Source organism: Pontibacter sp. 13R65 (genome assembly GCF_047525655.1).
Classification (GTDB): Bacteria; Bacteroidota; Bacteroidia; order Cytophagales; family Hymenobacteraceae; genus Pontibacter.
Window position 1 is genome coordinate 562,119 of record NZ_JBLIQL010000001.1, and the last position, 21,341, is coordinate 583,459.

The 21,341-nt window shown below is 47.4% G+C and carries 17 protein-coding genes; 9 read left to right on the plus strand and 8 right to left on the minus strand.

The genetic code is table 11. The annotated features are described in order from the left end of the window. The first annotated feature begins 78 nt into the window (after window positions 1-78). Window positions 79-1,368: a glycoside hydrolase family 88 protein gene (locus ACMA1I_RS02470; RefSeq protein ID WP_337066655.1), complete on the plus strand. Its 1,290-nt coding sequence runs from the start codon at window positions 79-81 to the stop codon at window positions 1,366-1,368. A 216-nt stretch (window positions 1,369-1,584) separates the two neighbouring features. Here ACMA1I_RS02470 and ACMA1I_RS02475 read toward each other — a convergent pair whose 3' ends face one another. Next, window positions 1,585-2,409 (minus strand): sialate O-acetylesterase, encoded by an 825-nt coding sequence (locus tag ACMA1I_RS02475; protein ID WP_337066656.1) that lies wholly within the window; start codon window positions 2,407-2,409, stop codon window positions 1,585-1,587. A gap of 391 nt (window positions 2,410-2,800) precedes the next feature. Between ACMA1I_RS02475 and ACMA1I_RS02480 the strand changes: the two genes are divergently transcribed. Both ACMA1I_RS02480 and ACMA1I_RS02485 read left to right on the plus strand, forming a co-directional pair. Beyond that, complete coding sequence (locus tag ACMA1I_RS02480) at window positions 2,801-3,094, plus strand: hypothetical protein (RefSeq protein ID WP_337066657.1); 294 nt, start codon at window positions 2,801-2,803, stop codon at window positions 3,092-3,094. Between the two features lie 79 nt (window positions 3,095-3,173). Beyond that, window positions 3,174-3,671, plus strand: a complete 498-nt coding sequence (locus ACMA1I_RS02485) for a DUF4112 domain-containing protein (RefSeq protein WP_337066658.1) — start codon at window positions 3,174-3,176, stop codon at window positions 3,669-3,671. Between the two features lie 4 nt (window positions 3,672-3,675). On the opposite strand, the gene uvsE is transcribed toward ACMA1I_RS02485, so the two are convergent. The 4 genes from uvsE to ACMA1I_RS02505 all read right to left on the minus strand — a co-directional run bounded on the left by uvsE (window position 3,676) and on the right by ACMA1I_RS02505 (window position 7,691). Further along, entirely contained in the window at window positions 3,676-4,566 is an 891-nt protein-coding gene (gene uvsE / locus ACMA1I_RS02490; protein WP_337066659.1) for a UV DNA damage repair endonuclease UvsE, read from the minus strand. A 65-nt stretch (window positions 4,567-4,631) separates the two neighbouring features. Continuing rightward, on the minus strand, window positions 4,632-5,279 hold the full coding sequence (locus ACMA1I_RS02495) for a carboxypeptidase-like regulatory domain-containing protein (protein WP_337066660.1): 648 nt from the start codon (window positions 5,277-5,279) through the stop codon (window positions 4,632-4,634). A 201-nt stretch (window positions 5,280-5,480) separates the two neighbouring features. After that, window positions 5,481-6,131, minus strand: a complete 651-nt coding sequence (locus ACMA1I_RS02500; protein WP_337066661.1) for a hypothetical protein — start codon at window positions 6,129-6,131, stop codon at window positions 5,481-5,483. A 336-nt stretch (window positions 6,132-6,467) separates the two neighbouring features. Next, window positions 6,468-7,691 carry a metallophosphoesterase gene (locus ACMA1I_RS02505; RefSeq protein WP_337066662.1) on the minus strand — a complete coding sequence of 408 codons (1,224 nt, stop codon included), beginning with the start codon at window positions 7,689-7,691 and terminating at the stop codon, window positions 6,468-6,470. A gap of 162 nt (window positions 7,692-7,853) precedes the next feature. Between ACMA1I_RS02505 and radC the strand changes: the two genes are divergently transcribed. Further along, the gene (gene radC, locus ACMA1I_RS02510; protein ID WP_337066663.1) at window positions 7,854-8,579 is read left to right on the plus strand and encodes a RadC family protein; all 726 of its coding nucleotides are present in this window, start codon (window positions 7,854-7,856) and stop codon (window positions 8,577-8,579) included. Between the two features lie 455 nt (window positions 8,580-9,034). Here radC and ACMA1I_RS02515 read toward each other — a convergent pair whose 3' ends face one another. Beyond that, window positions 9,035-9,238 (minus strand): YwbE family protein, encoded by a 204-nt coding sequence (locus ACMA1I_RS02515; RefSeq protein WP_337066664.1) that lies wholly within the window; start codon window positions 9,236-9,238, stop codon window positions 9,035-9,037. A gap of 157 nt (window positions 9,239-9,395) precedes the next feature. Beyond that, window positions 9,396-9,851, minus strand: coding sequence for a hypothetical protein (locus tag ACMA1I_RS02520; protein WP_337066666.1), 456 nt, complete (start codon window positions 9,849-9,851; stop codon window positions 9,396-9,398). Between the two features lie 258 nt (window positions 9,852-10,109). Between ACMA1I_RS02520 and ACMA1I_RS02525 the strand changes: the two genes are divergently transcribed. From ACMA1I_RS02525 to ACMA1I_RS02545, 5 genes are all read left to right on the plus strand, one after another. Further along, window positions 10,110-11,177, plus strand: coding sequence for a Gfo/Idh/MocA family oxidoreductase (locus ACMA1I_RS02525; protein ID WP_337066667.1), 1,068 nt, complete (start codon window positions 10,110-10,112; stop codon window positions 11,175-11,177). A gap of 176 nt (window positions 11,178-11,353) precedes the next feature. Continuing rightward, window positions 11,354-13,024 (plus strand): tetratricopeptide repeat protein, encoded by a 1,671-nt coding sequence (locus tag ACMA1I_RS02530; protein WP_337066668.1) that lies wholly within the window; start codon window positions 11,354-11,356, stop codon window positions 13,022-13,024. Window positions 13,025-13,253: 229 nt separating this feature from the next. Next, a complete protein-coding gene (locus ACMA1I_RS02535; protein WP_337066669.1) occupies window positions 13,254-14,390 on the plus strand; it encodes a phytase in 1,137 nt (378 codons plus the stop codon). A gap of 43 nt (window positions 14,391-14,433) precedes the next feature. Beyond that, window positions 14,434-17,232 carry a TonB-dependent receptor gene (locus ACMA1I_RS02540; protein WP_337066670.1) on the plus strand — a complete coding sequence of 933 codons (2,799 nt, stop codon included), beginning with the start codon at window positions 14,434-14,436 and terminating at the stop codon, window positions 17,230-17,232. A gap of 249 nt (window positions 17,233-17,481) precedes the next feature. Next, window positions 17,482-19,071, plus strand: coding sequence for a hypothetical protein (locus ACMA1I_RS02545; RefSeq protein ID WP_337066671.1), 1,590 nt, complete (start codon window positions 17,482-17,484; stop codon window positions 19,069-19,071). 97 nt (window positions 19,072-19,168) lie between these two features. Here ACMA1I_RS02545 and ACMA1I_RS02550 read toward each other — a convergent pair whose 3' ends face one another. Continuing rightward, window positions 19,169-21,001 carry a pyruvate kinase gene (locus tag ACMA1I_RS02550; protein WP_337066672.1) on the minus strand — a complete coding sequence of 611 codons (1,833 nt, stop codon included), beginning with the start codon at window positions 20,999-21,001 and terminating at the stop codon, window positions 19,169-19,171. Between the last annotated feature and the right edge of the window lie 340 nt (window positions 21,002-21,341).

The window sequence follows — 21,341 nt, forward strand, 5'->3', positions numbered from 1 at the left end:
TGTATCTAAGAAACCAATGAAATCAAAAGAGCCTGTGATTCAGAGAAATTTCCATAAACAAAGAAATCTACCATCTATATGAAAAACATAAAATTCATGCCTGCTGCTATAAAGGCATTTTGCGCAGCTGCTATGTTGGCAGTTGTAGGCGGTTATTCGGCGCAGGCCCAGCAGGCGCAGAACAGCACGGCCGAAGACGAAAAAGTAATTCGGAAAGTAGCCGATTACATTCTGAGTGAGGCGAGCTTTCAGTTTGTGGGGGAGAAGGACAACAAAGTGTATGCGACTACTGCTGCTATTCCGAAAGATGTGGAGGTGAAGTTCAGCAGCAAGTATGGTGAATGGCACTACACCAACGGCGTAATAAATATGGCCATGATGAACATGACTGATTTTACAGGAGATAAAAAGTACGCCGATTTTGCAGCAAAGCACGTAGCTTTTGGGTTCGACAACTATAAGTTCTTCCAGAAACGCTTCAAGAACGACCGGCGCCACTACCAGTACCCCTTCGGGCAACTCTGGACTATGGAAGAGCTCGACGATTGTGGTGCCATGGGAGCCAGCATTATTGAGGTGTATGGCAACGTGAAGCGCAAAGAATACAAAGAATACATCGACAACACCGCCCGCCACATTACCGAGCGGCAGGAACGGCTGGCTGACAAAACGCTGGTGCGCAAGTTTCCGCAGCAGATGACGCTGTGGGCCGATGACCTGTACATGAGTGTGCCGTTTCTGGCGCGCATGGGCAACCTGACCGGCGACCGCAAGTACTTCGACGATGCCGTGCACCAGATCCTAAGCTTCGATAAGTACCTCTGGCTCGAAGAAAAGGGCCTTTACTACCACTGCTACTATTCTGACTCTAAGAAAAACGGCGTAGCGCACTGGGGCCGCAGCAATGGCTGGTTGGTGCTGGCGCAGGTGCACCTGTTAGAGTACCTCCCGAAAGATCATCCTAAACGCCAGGAGGTAATCAATAACCTCGAAAAGCAACTGATCGGACTCTCACGCTACCAGGACCAGAACGGCCTCTGGCACCAGCTCCTCGACAAGCACGACTCATACGCTGAAACCTCTGCCTCGGCTATGTTTGTGCAAGGGGTTGCCGCCGCCATCAACAACGGCTGGCTCGATAAAAGATTCGCTACCATTGCCATTACCGGTTGGGAAGGTTTGAAGAAAGAAATGATCGAAGAAGACGGGCAGGTGAAAGACATCTGCGTAGGCACCGGCATCCGCAACGACCTTGTTTTCTACTACACCCGCCCCGCCCGCCCGAACGAGAAGCATGGCGTAGGTTCTGTTATAGATGCCGGTATAGAAGTAATTAAGCTTAAAAAAATGCTGGCGCAAGCCAATTAAGGTCTAGGCATAAAATTACAAAAAAGCCTCCGGAAGGGGATTTTCATTAGAAGAATTTGCATGAGGCCTCCAACCCACCCCAATCAGCGAAATATCAAAAGAAAAGTACAGCAGCCATGGCTGTAGTATAAATAAATCTGCCCTTTTAGCTGGTTCCAAACTTTATATAAGAACCAGCTAAAAGGGCAGATAATAAGCGTTTTAAGTAATAGAAAGCTAGAGTACCTTTATGGCATTGAACAAGTCGGTACCAGCTTTTTCCTGTCCTTTGGCTGTAGCATGAAGCCTGTCTTGCGGAATGCGCTCGTAGCTTTTGGTTTCGATAAGGGAAATAGTGCGTTTATCGGTGGAGGCACGTTTTGCTTTCGCTGTATTTACGACACGGCCATGTGGCATATCCTCTACGTCTTCAAACACTTTAAAAATGACTCTTTTGGTATTTGCCAAGTATTCTATCTCGTCCAGCGCAGCAAAGAAAGCAGTTTCATTCTCTTCATATACTCTTGCCTTTTCAGAGTAAGTACCGTCGGCTTCGCCTTGCCACCAGCTCAAGGTTTTAAAATTGGGAGATTTGCCCATCGCTACCATTGCTTTCCGAGCCCTTTCTATTTCTGCGGTGGCTTTCGGGAGCAACTCCTTCGATTCAGGGTGCCAGTCTTGTATTTCAGGATCGTTGGATTTAAAAAGTTGGGAGTTGCCGTAGCCTACGACTACAAAATAAACCTCCTTCTTCTTATAGTCCTTAAGCAATTTGGCTGCGTTCACAACTGGCCCAAACATGCCCTCAGCTGATTGCGTGTTTACACCAGCTGTAATGATCTCGAACCTGCCGCTTGCTTTGTTAAAAATGAAACAGCTATCTAAGGGTGCCCGCAGTTCTTTTGGCAACTGGTAAGCATGAGCAACACCTAAACTGTTCGATTGACCCATAATAATATGTACATCTACCGATTCTCCAGGTGTGGAGTCTTCGTCTTTGCAGGAGGTAAATAAAATAAAGGTAAAAAGCAGCAGTAACTGGTAAGCACTATAATTTTTCATTTCAGTTTGAGTGTTAGATTAGAAAACGCTTATAGTATTAAATTTGCTTTTGCAGGGGGAGGATCAGGGGTACTTGGCACTTTAAATTCAGTGCTTTCTATACTAAAACTAGTTCTATATAGAAAGCAAGGTATATAACGCTTTTTTTATAAATAGGTTGTAGGTGGGCGATGTAGAAATTTTTAATATTTTGGCTTCCGCTTTATATGCCATTGTTATGAAAAACTATTGTTTGTTAGCCTTTAATAAATAAATTCTTCCTAGAAGATTCTTTTAGTTTGGATAACAACTATTCTGGTATATTACAATCTCATACTAAGGGCAAAGATGCTTGAACCGGTTTCTGGCACGATATTTTAGCTGATGCCATTGCTTTATCAATATTTGATTTATGAAATATATTTTAACTAAGAGTCTGTTTTTGCTGCTAATGGGAGCGGCCATTGCTTCTTGTTCTTCCGCCAGGAAACAAACCGGAAGTAACGGAAAAGTTATTATTCTGGAAGATGGAAGAAATGCACGTGTGGGCGGCGTTAAAAAAGATAACGGCTTGCATAAAGGTTGGTACAAAAATCCTAACAATCCGCACCACCCGCGTACAACTAACCCAGGGCATACCAAGAAAAATGCGCCTGGAAAATCTAAAAACCATGCTGGTAACGGAAAAGGTAAAAAAGGAAAGTAAGTTTAAAAGGGGGGGCAACAAAGGCCTCCCTTTTTAGTGACACACTAAGCCTTTGCTGCTGAGGCTCGTATAATGGCGTATGACTGAGCTCAACACACGATATACACGCACGCCTCACTCCGAAAAACTGAAGTGGGTAGACCGCATTACCAAAGTTATGGATAACCAGTTTCGGTTTCCGGGTACGAACTGGCGGTTTGGCCTCGACCCTCTGCTGGGCTTGTTTCCGGGGGTGGGCGACCTGGCTTCTTTTTCAGTATCGGCTATGCTGATCGTGACCATGGCCCGGCATGGTGCCAGTGGCAAACTGGTTACGCTGATGCTACTCAACAGCGCCCTCGATGCCTTAATAGGAAGCATTCCGCTGCTTGGTAGTATTTTTGACTTTGCTTTTAAGGCCAACGAGCGTAATGTGCGCATGCTCCGTAACCATTATGAGCAGGGTAAGTATCAGGGCAGTGGCAAAGGCGTTGTAATGGGAGTGCTGGTGGCGGTGCTGGTGCTCATTATGCTTATGATCTGGCTGATGTGGCAAATTATTTCCTGGTTTTATCAGCTGTTGGCAACTTACCTTTAAGCTGCTACAGACGGCCCATGGCTTTGGCTACTTCCAGTGCCTTAAGGGCACTAGCTTCTTTGTCTTTTATTTCCAGCATCAGGTCCATGTCCAGGCCTTCGGTTTCTGATAGAAAATCGTGGAAAAGTTGCTCCTCAATGTGCTGCACATGTTTGCCTTTACGCTCACCGTGAGCCTGGGAACTGTAGTCCATCATCAGCAGCCCGTCTTTCTCCTGCCAGGTGCTTGCCGCCATCTGTACGGCTTCGGCCATAGGTTCGCCATTACTCAGGCATTCATGATGAAAATTGTCAAATATAATGGGCATACCGGTTAGCTCGTGCAGGTACATACAGTCCTGGAGGCTGTAAGTGCGGTCATCATTTTCTACACAAAGACGTGCTTTTACTGCATCTGGCAGCATGGTATGGTACACCTCTGCAAAGCGGCTCAACGCCGATGGTTTATCACCATAAGCACCTCCTCCATGTATCTGGAGTTTAGCAGTAGTATCGAGGCCCATCAGGTCCATTATACTCCCTTGGTACTCCAGTTCGGCAATGCTGTTGCGCACAGTCTGTTCATTAGGCGAATTTAGCACCACAAACTGGTCGGGGTGCATAGAAATACGCATTTGGTTATTTTTAATGTACTCGCCCAGGCGCCGGAAGGTCATCTGGAAATGCTCCTGCCAGTTATAAGAGTTAACTGCATGAGAGGCAAATGGTACTAGGCCGGAGCTTAGTCTGAAAAACAGCAGGCCGTTTGCTACATTATACTCCAGAATGCGGCGGAGGCAAGCCAGGTTCTGCTCTACTAGCGTAATCAGACGCTCTTCTGAGTAAGAAGCCAGCCGGAAAGTCTTGGAAGAGGTGCAATCGAGCTGCTGGTTTATGCAAGGGTAACCGATTTTCATAAGGATGTTGGTTGCTAAACCTTTTACTTTACGATATCGGTGGCTGATTTGATGGAAAAAGAGCGCTATTTGTAGCCCGTATTATCTTTAAATAAGCGGTTATATTCTTCTTTTTCTTCCTGCGCCTCCTTCAGTATCCTTTCCATTTCGAGTTGCAGAAGCATTTCTTGTAGTTTGGCACGTTCTTTTCCTTCTTTCGAAAACATTTCGTAAAGCATAGAAATAGGACTGTTAACAGACGGTGGAGCGGCTGGTGCTGCTGGCGGGATATCTACAGGTGGCTTGTAAGAAGGATTTTTAACGTAATTCGGGTCGGGCCGCTTCATATTTCGGATAGCACGCTCAATCATTTCCTGCGAGGGCCGGTTGGTTACTTCTACTTCGCCAAGCATTACACTGTCTTCCTGCATTACAATTGTAACCCGCATCTCCGACACAGGCAGGTTGCGCGGCAGGTACAAAATCGTTTTATAACCGATAGCCCGTATCAGCAAAGTATCCTGCGATTCAATATCAATCAGAAAAGTGCCTTCATCATCAGATACAACGCCGGTAGTGCTGCCTACGCGTTGCACACTGGCGCCTGGTATGGGAGTGGTTTTGTCTGGCTGCAGGATGGTGCCGCTAACCCTTACAGTTTTCTGAGCAGAGGCACTCAGGCTACAAAGTAGCAGCAAAATGCAAAACAAGTAAAGGAAAGGGTGTCGGAACATGAACTTTTAAATGGACTTGCTTTCTAAAACGTTCTCACTATCATTCAATACGCCAAAAATAACAAAAAAGTATTTCCTCTCTAAACTATTCTGTACAATGGTTACCTGCTGTTAGGCCGTATTGACACATAGTAGCACTCAAAAAAAGCCTGTAGCAATAATGCTACAGGCTTTCCATGGAAAAAGTAGAATGAAACTGTTTTAATCTTTTTGTTTCACTTCTGTTTTATCTCCTATATCTTTTGTTTTCACTTTGTCATCGCTCACACTGGCTGCATCTGATTTGTGCGAAATATGATCATACTTAGAGCGGTTCTGCTCAAATTTCTTAAACTGCTGATCAGTTAAAACCGCTCTTAAGTCTTTGTCAGCATCTTCAATAATGGTGCTGCGCATTTCGGTTAGTTGAGCTTCGTTCTCCCCGGCTTCTGGAGCATTGGCCGTATTGGTGTTTTGCATTGGGTCAGTCATAGATCCGTCTACCTCGCTTTCAGCCTGACCACCCATACGGTTGGTGGCGCTTACGTTATAAGACTCATCTATGTCACCAAGCATTTTGTCTCGCTCCAGAAAAATAGCGGCTACTTTTTCCTTTGTAGTTTTATCCAGTTTTAAGTCAGCAGCCATTTTAGAAGAAATCTCCTGGGAGCGCTCCATATGAGCCTCTTCCGTGTTTGCTTCCAGTCCACCAGTACTGGTTATGCCATTATCCTCAAAATCATTAACATGATTAGGGTTAACATATTCTTTATCGTTAGCATCTGCTACTTCCTGAGTAGTTCCACGGTCTTCGGTACAAGATGCAAATAGTATAGAACTTGCAAAGCAGATAGAATACAATGTCTTTTTCATATCTTCTAATGTTTTTGTCTTTAAATAAAAGCAACACGAACTGTGGTAATTGCAATAAATTAATTTGTGTTGCTGATGATTTTTACGAACGCAGAAGCATTAGGTTTAACAGGCGGTGTATCTGTAAAGATGATGGGAATAGGAATATTTCAATCTGGTTGGTGATTTTCGTTTGTTTATGCTGTACTTATATGGTCTGGTGGCTTAGGGTAAACTATGCATTTGCTTTGGTGTAAAGGGCTTTTAAGGAAGTGTTGATGAAATTTATTAATTGTACTTTAAACGAGCAGAGGCAGCCGTTTGGCTGCCTCTGCTAATCATTATAATCAGGAAAAATTAAGCTCGTTTCAATTCAAAGACGGTTATCTCTGGTAAAAAACCTACTCGGCCTGGGTATCCCAGAAAGCCAAGTCCGGTATTAACATAGAGATATTGTTTTCCTTTCTGGTATAAACCAGCCCATTGCTTATATACATACTGCACAGGGCTCCATTTCCAACCCGGAATGTTTACGCCAAACTGCATACCGTGCGTGTGGCCAGACAAGGTAAGGTCAATATCAGGAAAGCCTTGGTTTATCTGACCGTCCCAGTGCGAAGGGTCGTGTGAGAGCAATACTTTGAAAGGAACATGTTCAGTACCCCGGTAAGCTTTGCTTAAGTCTCCGTATTTAGGGAAGCCTGCCCGATTGCCCCAGTTCTCCACACCCAGCACCGCTATATGCTCCCCGTTTTTTTCTATGAGGCGGTTTTCGTTGAGCAGCATTTGCCAACCCATTTGGCGTTGTGCTGAGATCAGGGTTTGGAGATTACGCTTTTTTGTTTCAGGACTATCCCATTGCACATAGTCGCCATAGTCGTGGTTACCCAGCACTGAGAAGACACCCGATTTTGCACGTATGTTCTTAAGCGTGTCGAGGTGGCTTTCCAATTCCACGGCCATGTTGTTTACCAGATCACCAGTAAAAAACACAAGATCGGCTTCCTGCTTGTTTATAATATTTACAGCTTCTTTCAGGGGTTCTGTAGTTACAAAACTGCCCGTGTGCAGATCCGATATCTGCAGCATTTTGTAACCATCGAAAGCAGCAGGCAGATTAGGGAATTTCAGCGTGATACGCTTTACCCGGTAATCATAAGCTCCTTTTACCATGCCATACACAAAAGCAGAGAAAGGCAGTGCCGCTATAACCAAACCCATCTGGCTCAAAAATTTACTACGAGAGGCGTCAAACGGCACGTCGCTGCTGGCGGTGTTCCAGACAATTTTTCCGATTCGCACGGCATCGTCAGTGAGCAGAAAAAGTACCACTACCAGTTTAGAAGCAAAAATGCCAAACAAGGTGCTGGCCAGGTACATTTTAGTTGGGCTTATGCTGGAGCGAGGGGTGTTAGTGGCCAATAAAATAGTAACAACCGTAATGGCAAAAACCGACCAGTAAATAATGTATATAATTTTCTGTGTAGTGGGTGCAAGTGCCTGCGAGACCGTTTTTATAGCCTGAAAAACGTACAAATCAACTAATAACAGAAGTAAAATAATTATTCCTAATGAGAACATGCGTTGCATAATATGTATGTAGATAACCAGTTTTCAGAATACGTCTGGCTATTTCTTGAGTAATAAAATGTTAAGTAATTAGAGCGATAATTTTACCTACTGAACAACTTAACGTACAAAAGGCAAAAAGTCTAAGCTCTACGATCAAAATGTGTACCGATTATGGATAAACATGCCGAAATAGCAGACAATTCGACTTACCAGCCATCGCTCAACATAAAAGGATGGGCCGAAGAAGACAGGCCCCGCGAAAAGCTATTGTTAAAAGGCAAAGCAGCCCTGAGCGATGCCGAATTAATTGCCATCCTGATCGGGTCTGGTACGCCCAAGCTCACTGCCGTAGATGTTGCCAAGCTTATTTTAGCTGCTGTTAACAACGACCTCAACGAGCTGGCGAAGCTATCGGTTAACGACCTGAAAAAGCACAAAGGAATTGGCGAGGCAAAGGCTATTGCCATAGTAAGTGCCCTGGAGCTGGGCCGCAGACGAAAAGAAACCCTGGCTACTGCCAAAACCAGAATTACCTGCTCCACCGACATCTACAACTACATAAAACCACAGTTGCTCGACCTGCCGCACGAAGAATTTTGGGTTATTCTGCTGAACCGCGCCAACATTGTAATGCGAAAAGAAGCAATCAGCACAGGAGGGGTGGCAGGCACGGTGGCAGATCCAAAAATTATTTTTAAAAAGGCGTTGGACCAGCTGGCCAGTTCTGTTATTCTGGTGCACAACCACCCATCCGGCAACCTGAAGCCCAGCGCAGCCGATATTTCCCTCACCAAAAAAATGAAAGAAGCTGGCACACTGCTCGACCTGCCCATTCTCGACCACATCATCTTTACCGACAACGACTACTACAGCTTTGCGGATGAAGGCCTGCTTTAGCAACCTATGGCCGAGATGGGATAGAATACCTATGGAAGGCCATTTTCATTAGAAGAATTGAGTTGAAAGCTTTCCTTGGTTATTGTATTGCGGCAGGAGGCAACGAAGCGAACACCTCTGCCAGGTGCACAAAATGAGACGCCACTGTTTGAGCGTTCAGCGAGTTTGGCGGGTCTCGATTTTTTTGGTTCTTTTTGTATCAAGACAAAAAGAACAAAGACTCCTGCAATGAAATAGCTGTAGGCAACTATGGCAGCAACACCTGCAGCTATGCGAACTTAGGCTACAAAGCCAGTGGCAAAAGCTGATGCCTCTCGCCCACAAGATCCTTTCAGGATGACAAAAGGAGAAAGAAGTAATTAATAGAGAGTTATGTGCGACCGCACTAATGAGTTAGCATCATAGTAACTTCCTGAATTGCCACCATTTGTGCTGGATAGACTCTGGAGATGCTACTAATCCTCCTCCTCCAGAATCTCCTTTACACGACCCACTTCACCTGTTTCCAGTCTTACTTTTATGCCATGCGGGTGTTGGCTGGAGTTGGTTAAAATGTCTTTAACATAACCTTCGGTTAAGTCACCGGTTCGTTGGTCCTGCTTCATGACAATGGCTACAAATAAACCGGGCTTAATGTCAGCTCTTCTTGTTCCGTCCATAGGGGCAAATGCTAGTTTGTTGTACTGATACAGTTTCTGGAAGCAAAGATACCTTTTTAGGTCTAAGGTTAAAATACGCTGAAATGCCTCCGGAAGGCCGGTTTCATTAGAAGAATTTGTTCCTTGTATCAGTACGGCTTAAGCAAAGACGCTCTAGTTAATGTGTGTGCTGGGTACTAGTGTTTGGTTGGTTCTGCCGGAAACTGAGGGTGTGCAGGTAAGGCGATTGTATTGTGCCCTGCAATAAAGCAGCCCGTAAAGAAGCTCTTCCTGCCTCTGTTACTACAATGCCTGCCGCTGTATCTAAAACCAGTGCTCCTTTGTACCTGGTTAAAAAGAAGGCATAGGCCTTGGAGCTGTTCTGCTCCGTTGCCAGCAAATAATAAGCTTTGTTCACTTTCAGAATCTGCAAGTCTTCGAAATACACCTCTGCCGCTGTGTTTGCCTGCATATATTGTTTAAAGATATCGCCTAAGTCTCCGTTGCAAATCTGTAACTGGCCGCGTTTGTTTGTGATCTCTACCAGAGGGCTTGGAGAGAAAGCAACGGCAAGTTGGGTACTAAAGCATAAAGTAAATGAAACAAATACGAGCAAGGTCCGCAGCTTTACCATATAACTTATATTTAGTTATTGAATGAATTAATAAAAGATTAAATTATTTAGAAGTTTAAAAAAAACAAATGAAACATGAAATATGCTAATTATTAGAGCAATTTGCAAGTGGGATAAGTAGCTTAGTAAGTGGAGCACAAATTATTTGTGCTGCCAAAAACCAGATAAACGCTGCGCCTTTTCCCTGTTTATAGTATATTTCGATATTAGTAAGTTAAGAGAGCTGCCAGAAGTTCATTTTAAACAGAAAAGATAAATATGAAGAAAGTGTTCAACGTCGGCCTGATAGGATTTGGCTTATCGGGTAGAGTTTTTCAGGCACCCTTCCTGACGTTGGTCGAAGGCTTTAACCTTAAAAAGATCCGGGAAACCCGCGAAGAGAATATCCGGATAGCCACGGCCAAATACCCTGATGCCCAGATTGTAGCCCATGCCGATGATATCTTTCAGGATAGCACCATAGACCTTGTCATTATAGCTTCCTCCAGCTATACCCATCATGAGTTGGCAAAAAAAGCCCTTCTGGCAGGTAAGCATGTGGTGGTCGAAAAGCCTTTTACCACTACCACTGCAGAGGCAGACGAATTGATACAACTGGCAAAGGAGCAGCAAAAAATCATCAGCGCCTTCCAGAATCGCCGCTGGGACAGCGATTTCAAAACCGTAAGAAAAGTGATTGAGAGTGGCCTGTTGGGGAATTTAGTGGAGTACGAAGCTCACTTCGACCGCTTCCGCAACTTCCTGAAGCCCAATACCTGGAAAGAAGAAGACCTGCCTGGCTCCGGTATGCTTTACGACCTGGGGTCTCACCTCATCGACCAGGCGCTGTGTCTGTTTGGCCTCCCACAGGAGCTGTCGTGCGAGCTTAAAATTCAGCGGGAAGGAGGAAAGGTGATCGATAATTTCAGGCTGGTGCTGCAGTATGAGGGCCTGCGGGTAATATTGCGTGCCGGTATGTTGGTGCGCGAACCCGGTCCGCGCTACACCTTGCTCGGCGACCAGGGCTCTTTTCTGAAGTTCGGGCTAGATGTGCAGGAAGAAACGCTGGTGGCTGGCATTTACCCCGAAGATAAACCTGCCGATGAGTGGGGCAAAGAACCTGAAGAGCTCTGGGGTCGAATCAACACCGATTACAAAGGTATGCACCTGCTTGGCAAAATAGAAAGTGAGCGTGGCCACTATAAAGGCTACTACGAAAACCTGTACAAGGCGCTAATAGGAGAGGAGGAGCTGGAAGTAAAGCGAGAGCAGGCTCGTAATACCATTCGGGTTATAGAAATGGCCGTAAAGAGTAGCCAGGAAAAGCGTACCTTAAAATTTGAATAATATTGCCCGCTTTGGGGCAGAAGCCCGGCCTTATGAGTAGCCTGAAAAAGCTTCTCGTAAGGCCGAGCTTCTTTTATTTATGGCTTCGGTTAATTATTCCGCAATAATTCCTTAATGTTTTCCTAACATGCAGCCGCTACCTTTCTGCTTTCACCCATTTTAGTAAAACAGAGACTATGTTACAGTATGTGAAAGGCTGCCTGTGGGTATGCCTGCTGCTCTGCATGCCGTGGCTAACCTGCCAGGCCACCAATGTTCCAGCTCCTGCTACGCCCGAGAGTACACAACAGGTAAACCGCCTCACAGAGCTGGCAGACCAACTTTACTCAGGTCATCCCGATTCTGCTTATGTACTGGCGCACCAGGCTCTTCAGCTATCCGATAAGTTAGAGTATGCGCTTGGCCAGGCCAACAGCCACCAACTTATAGGGCTAGTGCTCTACCACCAGGGCGTTTACAACCAATCGCTCAGCAACCTGCTGCAAGCCGAAAAAATATACCTGGAGCTGCAGCACGAGGAGCGGCTAGGAGAAAACTTAAACTACCAGGGGTTGGTGTATTATGCCATTCGCCAACCAATACTTTCGCTCAGGCACCACCAGGAGGCACTGGCGCTTTACGAAAAGCAGGAGAACAAAAAAGGAATTGCCTACTCCTTTGGCTGCATCGGGCGCCTGCACGAAAAGCGGCAGCAATATGAGCTGGCTCTGGAGTACCAGCAGCGGGCGCTGGCCCTTTACGAGCAGCTGGAAGATAAATCTGGTACTGCCACCATTCTGGAAAACATCGGCAGCATTTTAGAAGATAAGGAGCAGTACGAGGAGGCGCTACAGTACTTCAACCGCTCGGTAAAACTAAGCGAGACAGCCGGCGATAGCCTGGCCATGGTAGTGGGCCTGAACAATATTGGCGACATTTACCGTAAAACCGGCCACTACAGCCTCTCTGTTGACGTTACGCAGCAGGCGCTGGAACTGGCTACTCGCCTCGGCGACCGTTATCAGATCAGCAGTGCCCACAAAGACCTAAGCCAGGTGTACAGCCACATGGGCCACTACAAGGCTGCTTACGAGCACCTCGAAACCTATAGGCGGCAGCACGACGAAATTTACAACCAGGAAACCACCCAGCAGATTGCGCTGCTACAGTCGCTGTTCAACGTGGAACAGCAGAACAATGCCATCCAGATACTCGAAAAGCAGCAGCAGCTCAACAAGGTTATAAAAATCGCGCTGGCAGTGGGGCTGGTGCTAATGGCGCTACTGGGTTTTGTAGTTTTTAGCAGGCAACAGCTTAAAATAAAGCGCAACAAAGAAGCAATGGAGCAGCAGCAGGAGATGCACGCTGCCCAGCACAAGCTTATGGAGGCGGAGCTGGAAAATACGCAGCTTCGCGAAAAACAGCTGCAGCACGATCTTCAGATTCAGGTTAAGTCGCTTACGGCCCACACCCTCCACCTGATCGGCAAAAACCAAACCCTCGATGAACTCAAGACAAAACTGAACGAAGCCCTGCAAGACGACCAGAAGGCGCAGCGCCGAAAGTTCAAAAGCTTGATTAACCAGATAGATTATGACCTGGTGCAGGACAAAGAATGGGAAGACTTCAGAGGAACTTTTGAGCAGGTGCACCAGGACTTTTTCGACAAGCTGCACCTGCACGCCCAGGAACTTACCGCCTCCGAAACACGCCTGGCTTCACTCATTAAACTCAACCTGCCTTCCAAAGAAGTAGCTACCATACTGGGTATTTCGGCCGACAGCCTGCGCGTGGCACGTTACCGCCTCAAAAAGAAGTTGCAGTTACAGCAGGAGGATAGTTTGAGTAAGTTTATACTTAATCTCTGAGTAGCAATTTGTTAACATACGCTTAATGTTTTACAAGTGTTTGATTTTCAGTCTAATGAATTGATGTTTTAGCTTTTTGTTGCTGTTTTGTTAACGCTCTTTTGGGTGCTTGTTGCTTTTTTGTATACACTGGTGGCTTGCTATTGCCTAGGTAGCCAACCTAGTTTTGTCAGGTCTTTGGCGCTCACACAAAACCCTGCCAGATACAAAAGAACAACCGCGTTAACTTATGAAAAACCTTACGAGAATTTTGCCGCTTGCCCTCCTGTTGAGCACCGTAGCCTGCAACAAACAAAACACACATACTACTGTTTCTGCAGATCCTATCGCGGCTACAGCTGATGATGTAATTAAGCCGGCCGTGATAACCGACACCGTACGCCACGACACCGACGATCCTGCCATTTGGGTAAATGCAGCGAACCCTTCAGAAAGCCTTATTATAGGAACAGATAAAAACGAAGACGGTGCCTTGTATGTGTTCGACCTCCAGGGCAAAATAATAGAAGACAAAGTAGTGCGAGGCCTAAAGCGCCCCAACAACGTAGATGTTGCCTACGGCTTTATGCTCAATGGTCAACCCACCGACATAGCTGTGGTAACAGAGCGTATGACACATAATCTGCGCATCTACACGCTACCCGACATGAAGCCAATCGATAATGGCGGTATTCCGATGTACGAAGGCGAAACTGCAGCAGAGTACCGCGACCTGATGGGTATAGCAATGTACACAAACCCAAAAACCGGTGATATATACGCTATTGCAGGTAGGAAAACCGGCCCCACCGATGGCACCTATCTGTGGCAATACCTGCTGCAGGACAACGGCAAGGGAGGCGTAAAAGCAACTGTCGTTCGCAAATTTGGCAATTACAGTGGCATAAAAGAAATAGAAGCCATTGCCGTAGATAATGAACTAGGCTATATCTACTACTCTGATGAGGGTACGGGCGTACGCAAATACTTCGCCGATCCGGCCAAAGGAAACGAAGAGTTAGCGCTTTTTGCCACCACGGGCTTTGGTAAAGATCACGAAGGCATCTCTGTTTACAAGATCAACGATGGCACTGGCTACATTCTGGTATCTGACCAGGCTAATAATCGTTTCCATGTGTTTCCAAGAGAAGGCTCAGCCGGTAACCCGCACCAGCACGACCTGCTTAAAATAGTAAATGTTTCGACCCTCGATAGCGACGGATCTGATGTAACCAGCACTTCGATGGGCGGCAAGTTTAAGAATGGCTTGTTCGTAGCTATGTCGTCAGACAAAACTTTTCAGTATTACCGCTGGGAAGACATAGCAGGCAAAGACTTAAAAGTGGCTCCCAACGGAGATGCCAGTTCCATGGCTAAATCTAAATAAATACAAGCCGCAGTACTTTTTAGATCACTCATTTACCTTCCCGATGAATTATTTGAAGCAAAAGAGCCTTTCTTGTATGCTGCTGCTATTGCTGTGTCTGGCTGCTACGCCAGCCTGGGCAGCTACAGTAAAAGGAAAGGTGCAGGATACACTGCGGGAGCCGCTGATAGGAGCTAACGTAGTAGTGCTAAACAGCAACAAATACGCCAGTGTAGGCCTCGACGGTTCTTACCAACTCACCGACCTGCAACCGGGTACCTACACCTTATCGGTAGGGTATGTAGGGCACCAGACTCAGACGAAGCAGATTACCATACGGGAACAAAACGAAACGCTTACACTTGATTTCAGGCTGGAGCACCAGTCTAACGAACTGGGCGAAGTGCAGGTAACAGCACAGGCTCCACGCGGCACCGAAACAGAGGCAAGGCAGCTGGAAAGGCTATCGTCGAACACCATTAACGTGGTTTCTGCCAAAGCCATCGCCTTGTCGCCTGATGTGTCGGTGGCGAATGTGGTGCAGCGGGTTTCGGGGCTAACGGTAGAGCGCAACAGCAACGGCGATCCGCAGTACGCCATCGTACGCGGCATGGACAAGCGCTACAGCTACACCCTCGTAAACGGCATTAAAATACCCAGCCCTGATAACAACAACCGCTATGTGCCGCTCGATATTTTTCCGGCTGCCCTGCTCGATAGGTTGGAAGTATATAAAAGCCTTACCGCCGACCGCGAAGGCGATGCCATTGCCGGTGGCGTGAACATGGTTATGAAAAGTGCGCCTGCCTATCGGGAACTGAAGGCAGACCTGCAGGTAGGTTACAATTACATAAACCTGCAGGAAGGTTTTAATCAATTTAACACAGATGTTATTAAAACCGCCTCTCCCCGCGAGCTCTACGGCCCGGGTTACCAGGCGCAAACCGGCGACTTCACCCGCAAAAATCTGGAGGTGGAGAACGTAAAACCACTGCCCGATGTGCTGGGCGCCATCTCCTACGGTAACCGCTATTTTAACGATAAGCTGGGCCTGATGCTGGGTAGCAGCTTCCAGAACACCTACCGTGGCACCAAAAGCATCTGGTTCGATGCCGAAACAGAGCGTTTCGGAACCAACCAGCCTGCCCTGCGGGAACTGCAGGAGCGGCACTATTCTACTCAGCAGATTCGCTTCGCCAACCACGGCCGCCTCGACTATCGCTTCAGCCCAAAGCATAGCCTGAACCTCTACACAGGCTATTACAACCTGACCAATAATGAGGCTCGCGAAATAAAAACCATTATGATGGATGGGCGAAACTACAATCCGGCAGCAGGCAACGCTATTCTGGCTTACAGCACCCGTACCCGTGCCACCCGCCAGCACATCCTTAACGCCACGCTGCAGGGCGAGCACCAGTTACTGGCCCCGCTCCAGCTCGATTGGTCTGCAGTTTATTCCGATGCTGGCAGCAAGCGCCCCGACAATGCCCGGTTCAGCCGCAACGGAGAACTCCGGGACTTTGTGGAGCAACCAGTAAATGTAGAGCGCAGGAGCCCCAGGCAGTGGGAAAGCAACTCCGACACCGATCTGAGTGGCTACCTGAACCTGCAGATCAAGCCGGCCAGCTGGAACGATAACCTGGTAAAGATCGGCGGCATGTACCGCAGCAAAGACCGCGACAACTCTTTTAACCGCTACCTCTTCGACCCAAACCCTGGCCGCCAGGTGCAGGGAGAGCACTGGAATACTTTTTCGGAGGTGCAATGGGACGTGGTAAACCCATCGGGTAGTGCCAGCGACGAGCTGAACTACAAAGCCACTGAAAACATTCTGGCTTATTATGCCCTCAGCCAATTTAGCCTGGCGCAGCTCAATGTTAATGCCGGCTTACGAGTGGAGCATACAAAGCAGGGGTACACCCTCAAAACGCCAAAAGAATTCCAGACACCAGACAGTAGCCAAACCTACACCGATCTGCTGCCAAGCCTGAGCCTGAAGTACAGCCTGAGTTCCACTATGAACCTACGCTTTAACTATTACAAAGCCATATCACGCCCAGGCTTTTTCGAAGTGGTGCCTTATGTAATGGAAGAAGATGGCTATAACGAAGTAGGCAACGCCAACCTCAAACGCGTTCGCTCCGACAATGCAGACCTGCGCTGGGAGTTATTTCCAACAGCGGTAGATCAGTTACTGGTAGGTGCTTTTTACAAGCGCATTCAAGACCCGATTGAGTATGCAGTGGTACGGGAAGGCATCAACAACGAGCCTGTAATCAAACCCGGCAACTACGGCACCGCTGCCAATTTTGGTCTGGAGCTGGATTTTTTTAAGTATTTCAGTCGCATTGGGCTCAAAGGAAATTACACCTACACCCACTCCCGCATCAGCACGGTTAAGGCCTTACGTACCCGCGAAGATCCGAACGACCCCACCAGCCAGCTAACTGTAATAAACGTGGAACAGGCAAGGCCAATGCAGGGGCAGGCAAACCACATTGCCAACCTTTCGCTCCTGTACAAAGACCAGCAGCACGGCCTCGATGCCCAACTTGCCTTTGTGTATACCGGCGAGCGCCTCGAAACCATTTCTCCTTTCCTCGACAACGACATGTACTCAAGGCCCATTACGCAGGTAGATTTTTCGGTGGAGAAACGTGTCTCACCGAATGTGGAAGTGTTTGTAAAGGCACTGAACCTGCTCAACGCACCTTATGAGGTCTACATTAAAAAGCCAGTGTACCAGGAAGAAGGAAACACCATTGCCTATCCGCACCAAGGCAAGATGAACAGCCAGACCCTCATCCGGCGCGACGAATATTTCCAGTCGGTACGTGTTGGGGCAAGGGTAGTTTTTTAGGAAAAAGGCTCTGGAAGGGCAAAATCATTAGAATAATTGATAAGGCTAGCCTGCTGAGAAGCAACAGGAACAGACCCAAAGAAGCGCTACGGCTTTTACATCATTAAAAGATAATGGGTGGCAAGGAAGGAGAAGCCTTCTTGACAAGCCATAAACAACACTGCCACAGATGCTGCAAGTTATTTTGAGCCAGTTCAGTTACAAATTCAACAACAACCATTTATACCAATCACCTAAACCAAAAAAGAAATGCAAACCACACGAAAGCTTTTTACAGCCCTCTTGCTTGCCCTAACGATCTCGTTTTCGGCTTGCGATAAGGAGGATGACACACTTCCTACAGCCCCGCAGATAACTTCGGAGCTAGCCACGTTACCCGTGCAACAAGACGAAGCCAAAGCATTCACTGTAACCATTTCTGCAGCAGGCAAAATTAAGGATGTAACGGCTACTGCTACAGCTGGTACCGTCAGCATCAGCGAGTTGGTGGGAGTGGGGCAGAGCACCGGTTCGGCCAAAGTGAACTACCAAGCACCTGGCACCCTGGGGAGCAACACTATATCAGTGGTGGTAACAGACCAGCAGAACCAACAGAAGAAAATTGATATTACTGTGGATGTTAACGAAGTGCCACCAGTTATAGTAGCAGGAGGCGAGGTAGAAGGTATATGGGAAGCTGGCCGTACATATGTGGTGCGTGGCAGCCTTACTGTGCCTGCCGGCAAGTCGCTTACGGTGCAGGAAGGTGTAACAGTGATTGTGGAAGGAGACGGGACGCAAGGCGGTTCTCCGGAAATATCAGTACGTGGTAATTTCTATAGCTACGGTACCGCTGAAAGACCTGTGCTCTTTACGGTTCCGGCTGCTCGTCGTACTAAAGAAAACATGTTTGCTGGCTTATGGGGTGGCATTGCAGGTACCATGCAATCGCAGGAAATGGTGTTGCTGCATACCCGCATAGAATACGTGGGTGCTCCTGCACCAGAAAATAGCCCACTTGTTACGTCTGGCGAATTAGATGCAGGAGATCCTCTGTACGGGCTGTACTTCACGAATCCGAACGGTAAATTTGTGATGCAGTTTTCTACCATTGCTTTCTCTAAAGACGATGGCATGCGCATTAACCAGGGCAATTTCCTGATCACGAACAACACCTATATTTACACGGGTGCAACCGGTGGCGAATCGCTCAACATAAAAAGCGGTTCAGTTGGCGATGCCGCCTTCAATGTATTTTACCAGGCTGCGACCAACGGTATAAAGTGCTCTAACTCTGATGATCGTTCGCCACAAACGGATGTGAACATGTACAACAACACCTCGGTTAACTGTGGCTGGAGACAGACCAAAGCAGGCAGAGGTGGTTCTATTAACCTGGAAAAAGGTGGTCGTGGCAAAGTAATGAACAACCTGGTGGTAAACTGCCGGTATGGAGTGCGCTTCCCTAAGGCACCAGACAACCCCGATGTAACTAACTCTACTGCAGGATATAACTATTACTTCGGAAATCATGCTGATATTGCAGCCGAGTTTTATCCATCTACCGGCTCCATTGCCAAAGGCCTTTTTGAGACAGGAAACGATGTAGCGGGTGCCGCTAACGAAAACAACCCGATGTTTGCCAGCTTTAACGTAGGAGCTTTTGACTTGAACAAAGCCAAAAATGCAGCTGATTTAGAACTGCCCGCTGCAAATCTTAATTTCAAATTACAAGCTTCTTCTCCGGCTCTGGGCAAAGGAAAAACAACCTTTACGCCACGTCTTTCAGCGTTGAGCGTAGGCGGAAAGTCATATGCTGCTCCTGCTCCTGCTAATTATGTAGGCGCGTTCGGTAACTAAGTATACCAAGCTCGAGCTGCTTTAACACAAACAGCAGTTGCTCCTGAACAGGGCAGCTGCTGTTTTTTATTTTCAGAGAGCCTTAACTTTTTCGACCTTATAGCTTGGATACATGCAGGTTGCGGAGCATCGATGTTTTTTTGTTCTGGTGCTCCTGCATCCGTTTCAGAATGTCGTCGAGCATTTCGATGGCCTGTATTACGTAAGGTCCTTTGTTCAGCATCACACAGTCTGCCCGTTGCGACATGGCGGCATCTGTAATCTCGGCCCGCGATGGACGGCCTTTTTTTGCCAGGTTCTCCAGCACCTGCGTGGCCCACACCACCGGCATATGGGCTGCCTCGCATAGCCACAGAATCTCTTCCTGTACCTCGGCCAGCCGTTGCCAGCCACACTCTACGGCCAGGTCTCCACGAGCAATCATAATGCCGGCCGGGTAACTTTTCATAGCGGTCAGAAGCAGGCGAGGCAGGTTCTTAAATCCTTCTTTGGTTTCTATCTTCAGCATAATGGCCACATTTTCTGCTTTTAATCTGCTGAGCTCTGCTTGTACTGCTTCTACCATAGCCGTATCGTTTACAAAAGAGAGGTTTACGATGTCGGCATGCCGGGCAACAAAGGCCAGGTCTTGCCGGTCTTTTTCAGTAAGCCCTTTTATGCGTAGTTTACTTTCTGGCAAGTTTATGCCTTTGTCGGCTATAAGCTTGCTGCCTGTGGGGCTGGCATAAGTTATTTTTACAAGCAGCTTCTCTTCTGTTACGGTTTCAATAATGCCTTCAATCTTCCCATCGTCGAACAAAATAGGCTGGCCCGCTTTTGCCTGCGAAAAAACCTCTGGCAGTGTGCAGGGGATATGAGCTGGTTTAATAATGTGGCCGGATGCATCAAATTGCGCAGGCTCTCCCGGCTCCTGCTCTCTGGTCAGTTCCAGAAAATCATCCTTCTTCAGGACAATTGGCAGCTCAATAGTGGGCAGCTCTCCTACAACAGTTGTTTTTTCGGCCACGGTATCATTTTTAAGGCTGAGCTCGGTACCCGCCGCTACATAGGAAGTTTTGAAAAGGTGCGCCAATACACCGTTCTTTTCCTTTTGCACAACGGTGAGGCTGCGTTTACGGCTGCGGGAATCTTTAAAAATGATCTCATCGCCTACCTGCAGTTGCTCCAGCCATACCATAGGTACAGGCAGTTTGGCATTTGTGTTTGAAGGAGATGGGGCATCGGCAGGGGACAACCAAACGGTGGCAGGCGAACTTAGCTGGCCCTGCATGTCCTGTATTGGTTGTATAACCACTAGTTGTGGCCCAGGTTGCAGCGGGCCGGTGCGGAGCTTGGGGCCCATCAGGTCCATTAATATTTTGCAACTTACGCCTTGCTCTTTTTCTGTCTGCCGGATATTCCGAATCATCTTTGCCCAGGTAGCAGCATTGTCGTGGGCACAGTTAATGCGGGCGCAGTCCATGCCGGCTTTTAGTAGTCTCCCCACCAGTTTCTGGTTAGAGGCAAACTCGCTGGAGAAGGTAACCATAATGCGGGTGTGCCGGTCTACTGGCTTAGGACCGAGCAAACTTTGTGTATGTTGCGTTAAAATTTCCTGATCTTCCCTGAAACTTACCGGCGGCTTCCAGTCATGCTGCTCACAATGGAGCAGGTAGCAGAGCAGGCTATGCACTGCCTGCAGACTCGCCAGCACATGTCCCTCAGCCCGACCCAACGATGATAGCCCGATTTCGGCTAGTTTCTCCTGCAGCTCCCGAATGTCGTGCTGGCGAAGGGCCAGGTAGTGCAGCAGGTTTCTGGCGCTCTTGCGGAAAGCCGGGTGAGTTTGTGCTATTACCGGTGCGAACTTTTGCTCCAACTGCAGCGCCTCGGTGTGCAGCGTGCCGAGCTGTGCCATCATGTGCGATAATTGTTCCTTGTCTGGACGCATGAGGTTAGGGAAAGATTTTATTACTCAGAAAATGAAGGAATTTGCAATTATAAGGCCTTGTAGTTAAGTTTTTTACGTGTATCCCGCAAAATCAACCAGGTTTAGGCACAGATTTGATGCTGCCTGTGCAGTTGCTATTGCCGGTGCACAGGCAGCATGTGAAGTTCCATGTTTCTTGCCTTATATAAAGATGAAGCATTCCTGTCAAGTCAATTTAGCCTTAGGCTTTCTCAACCTAAAATGCCCCTGGAGGTCTGTTTTTATTAGAATAATTTAATGGTTCGCTCCTCGGGCGATCGTGCCAGCAGGAGAGGGCGGTGCTGAAAGAAATACAGTACCT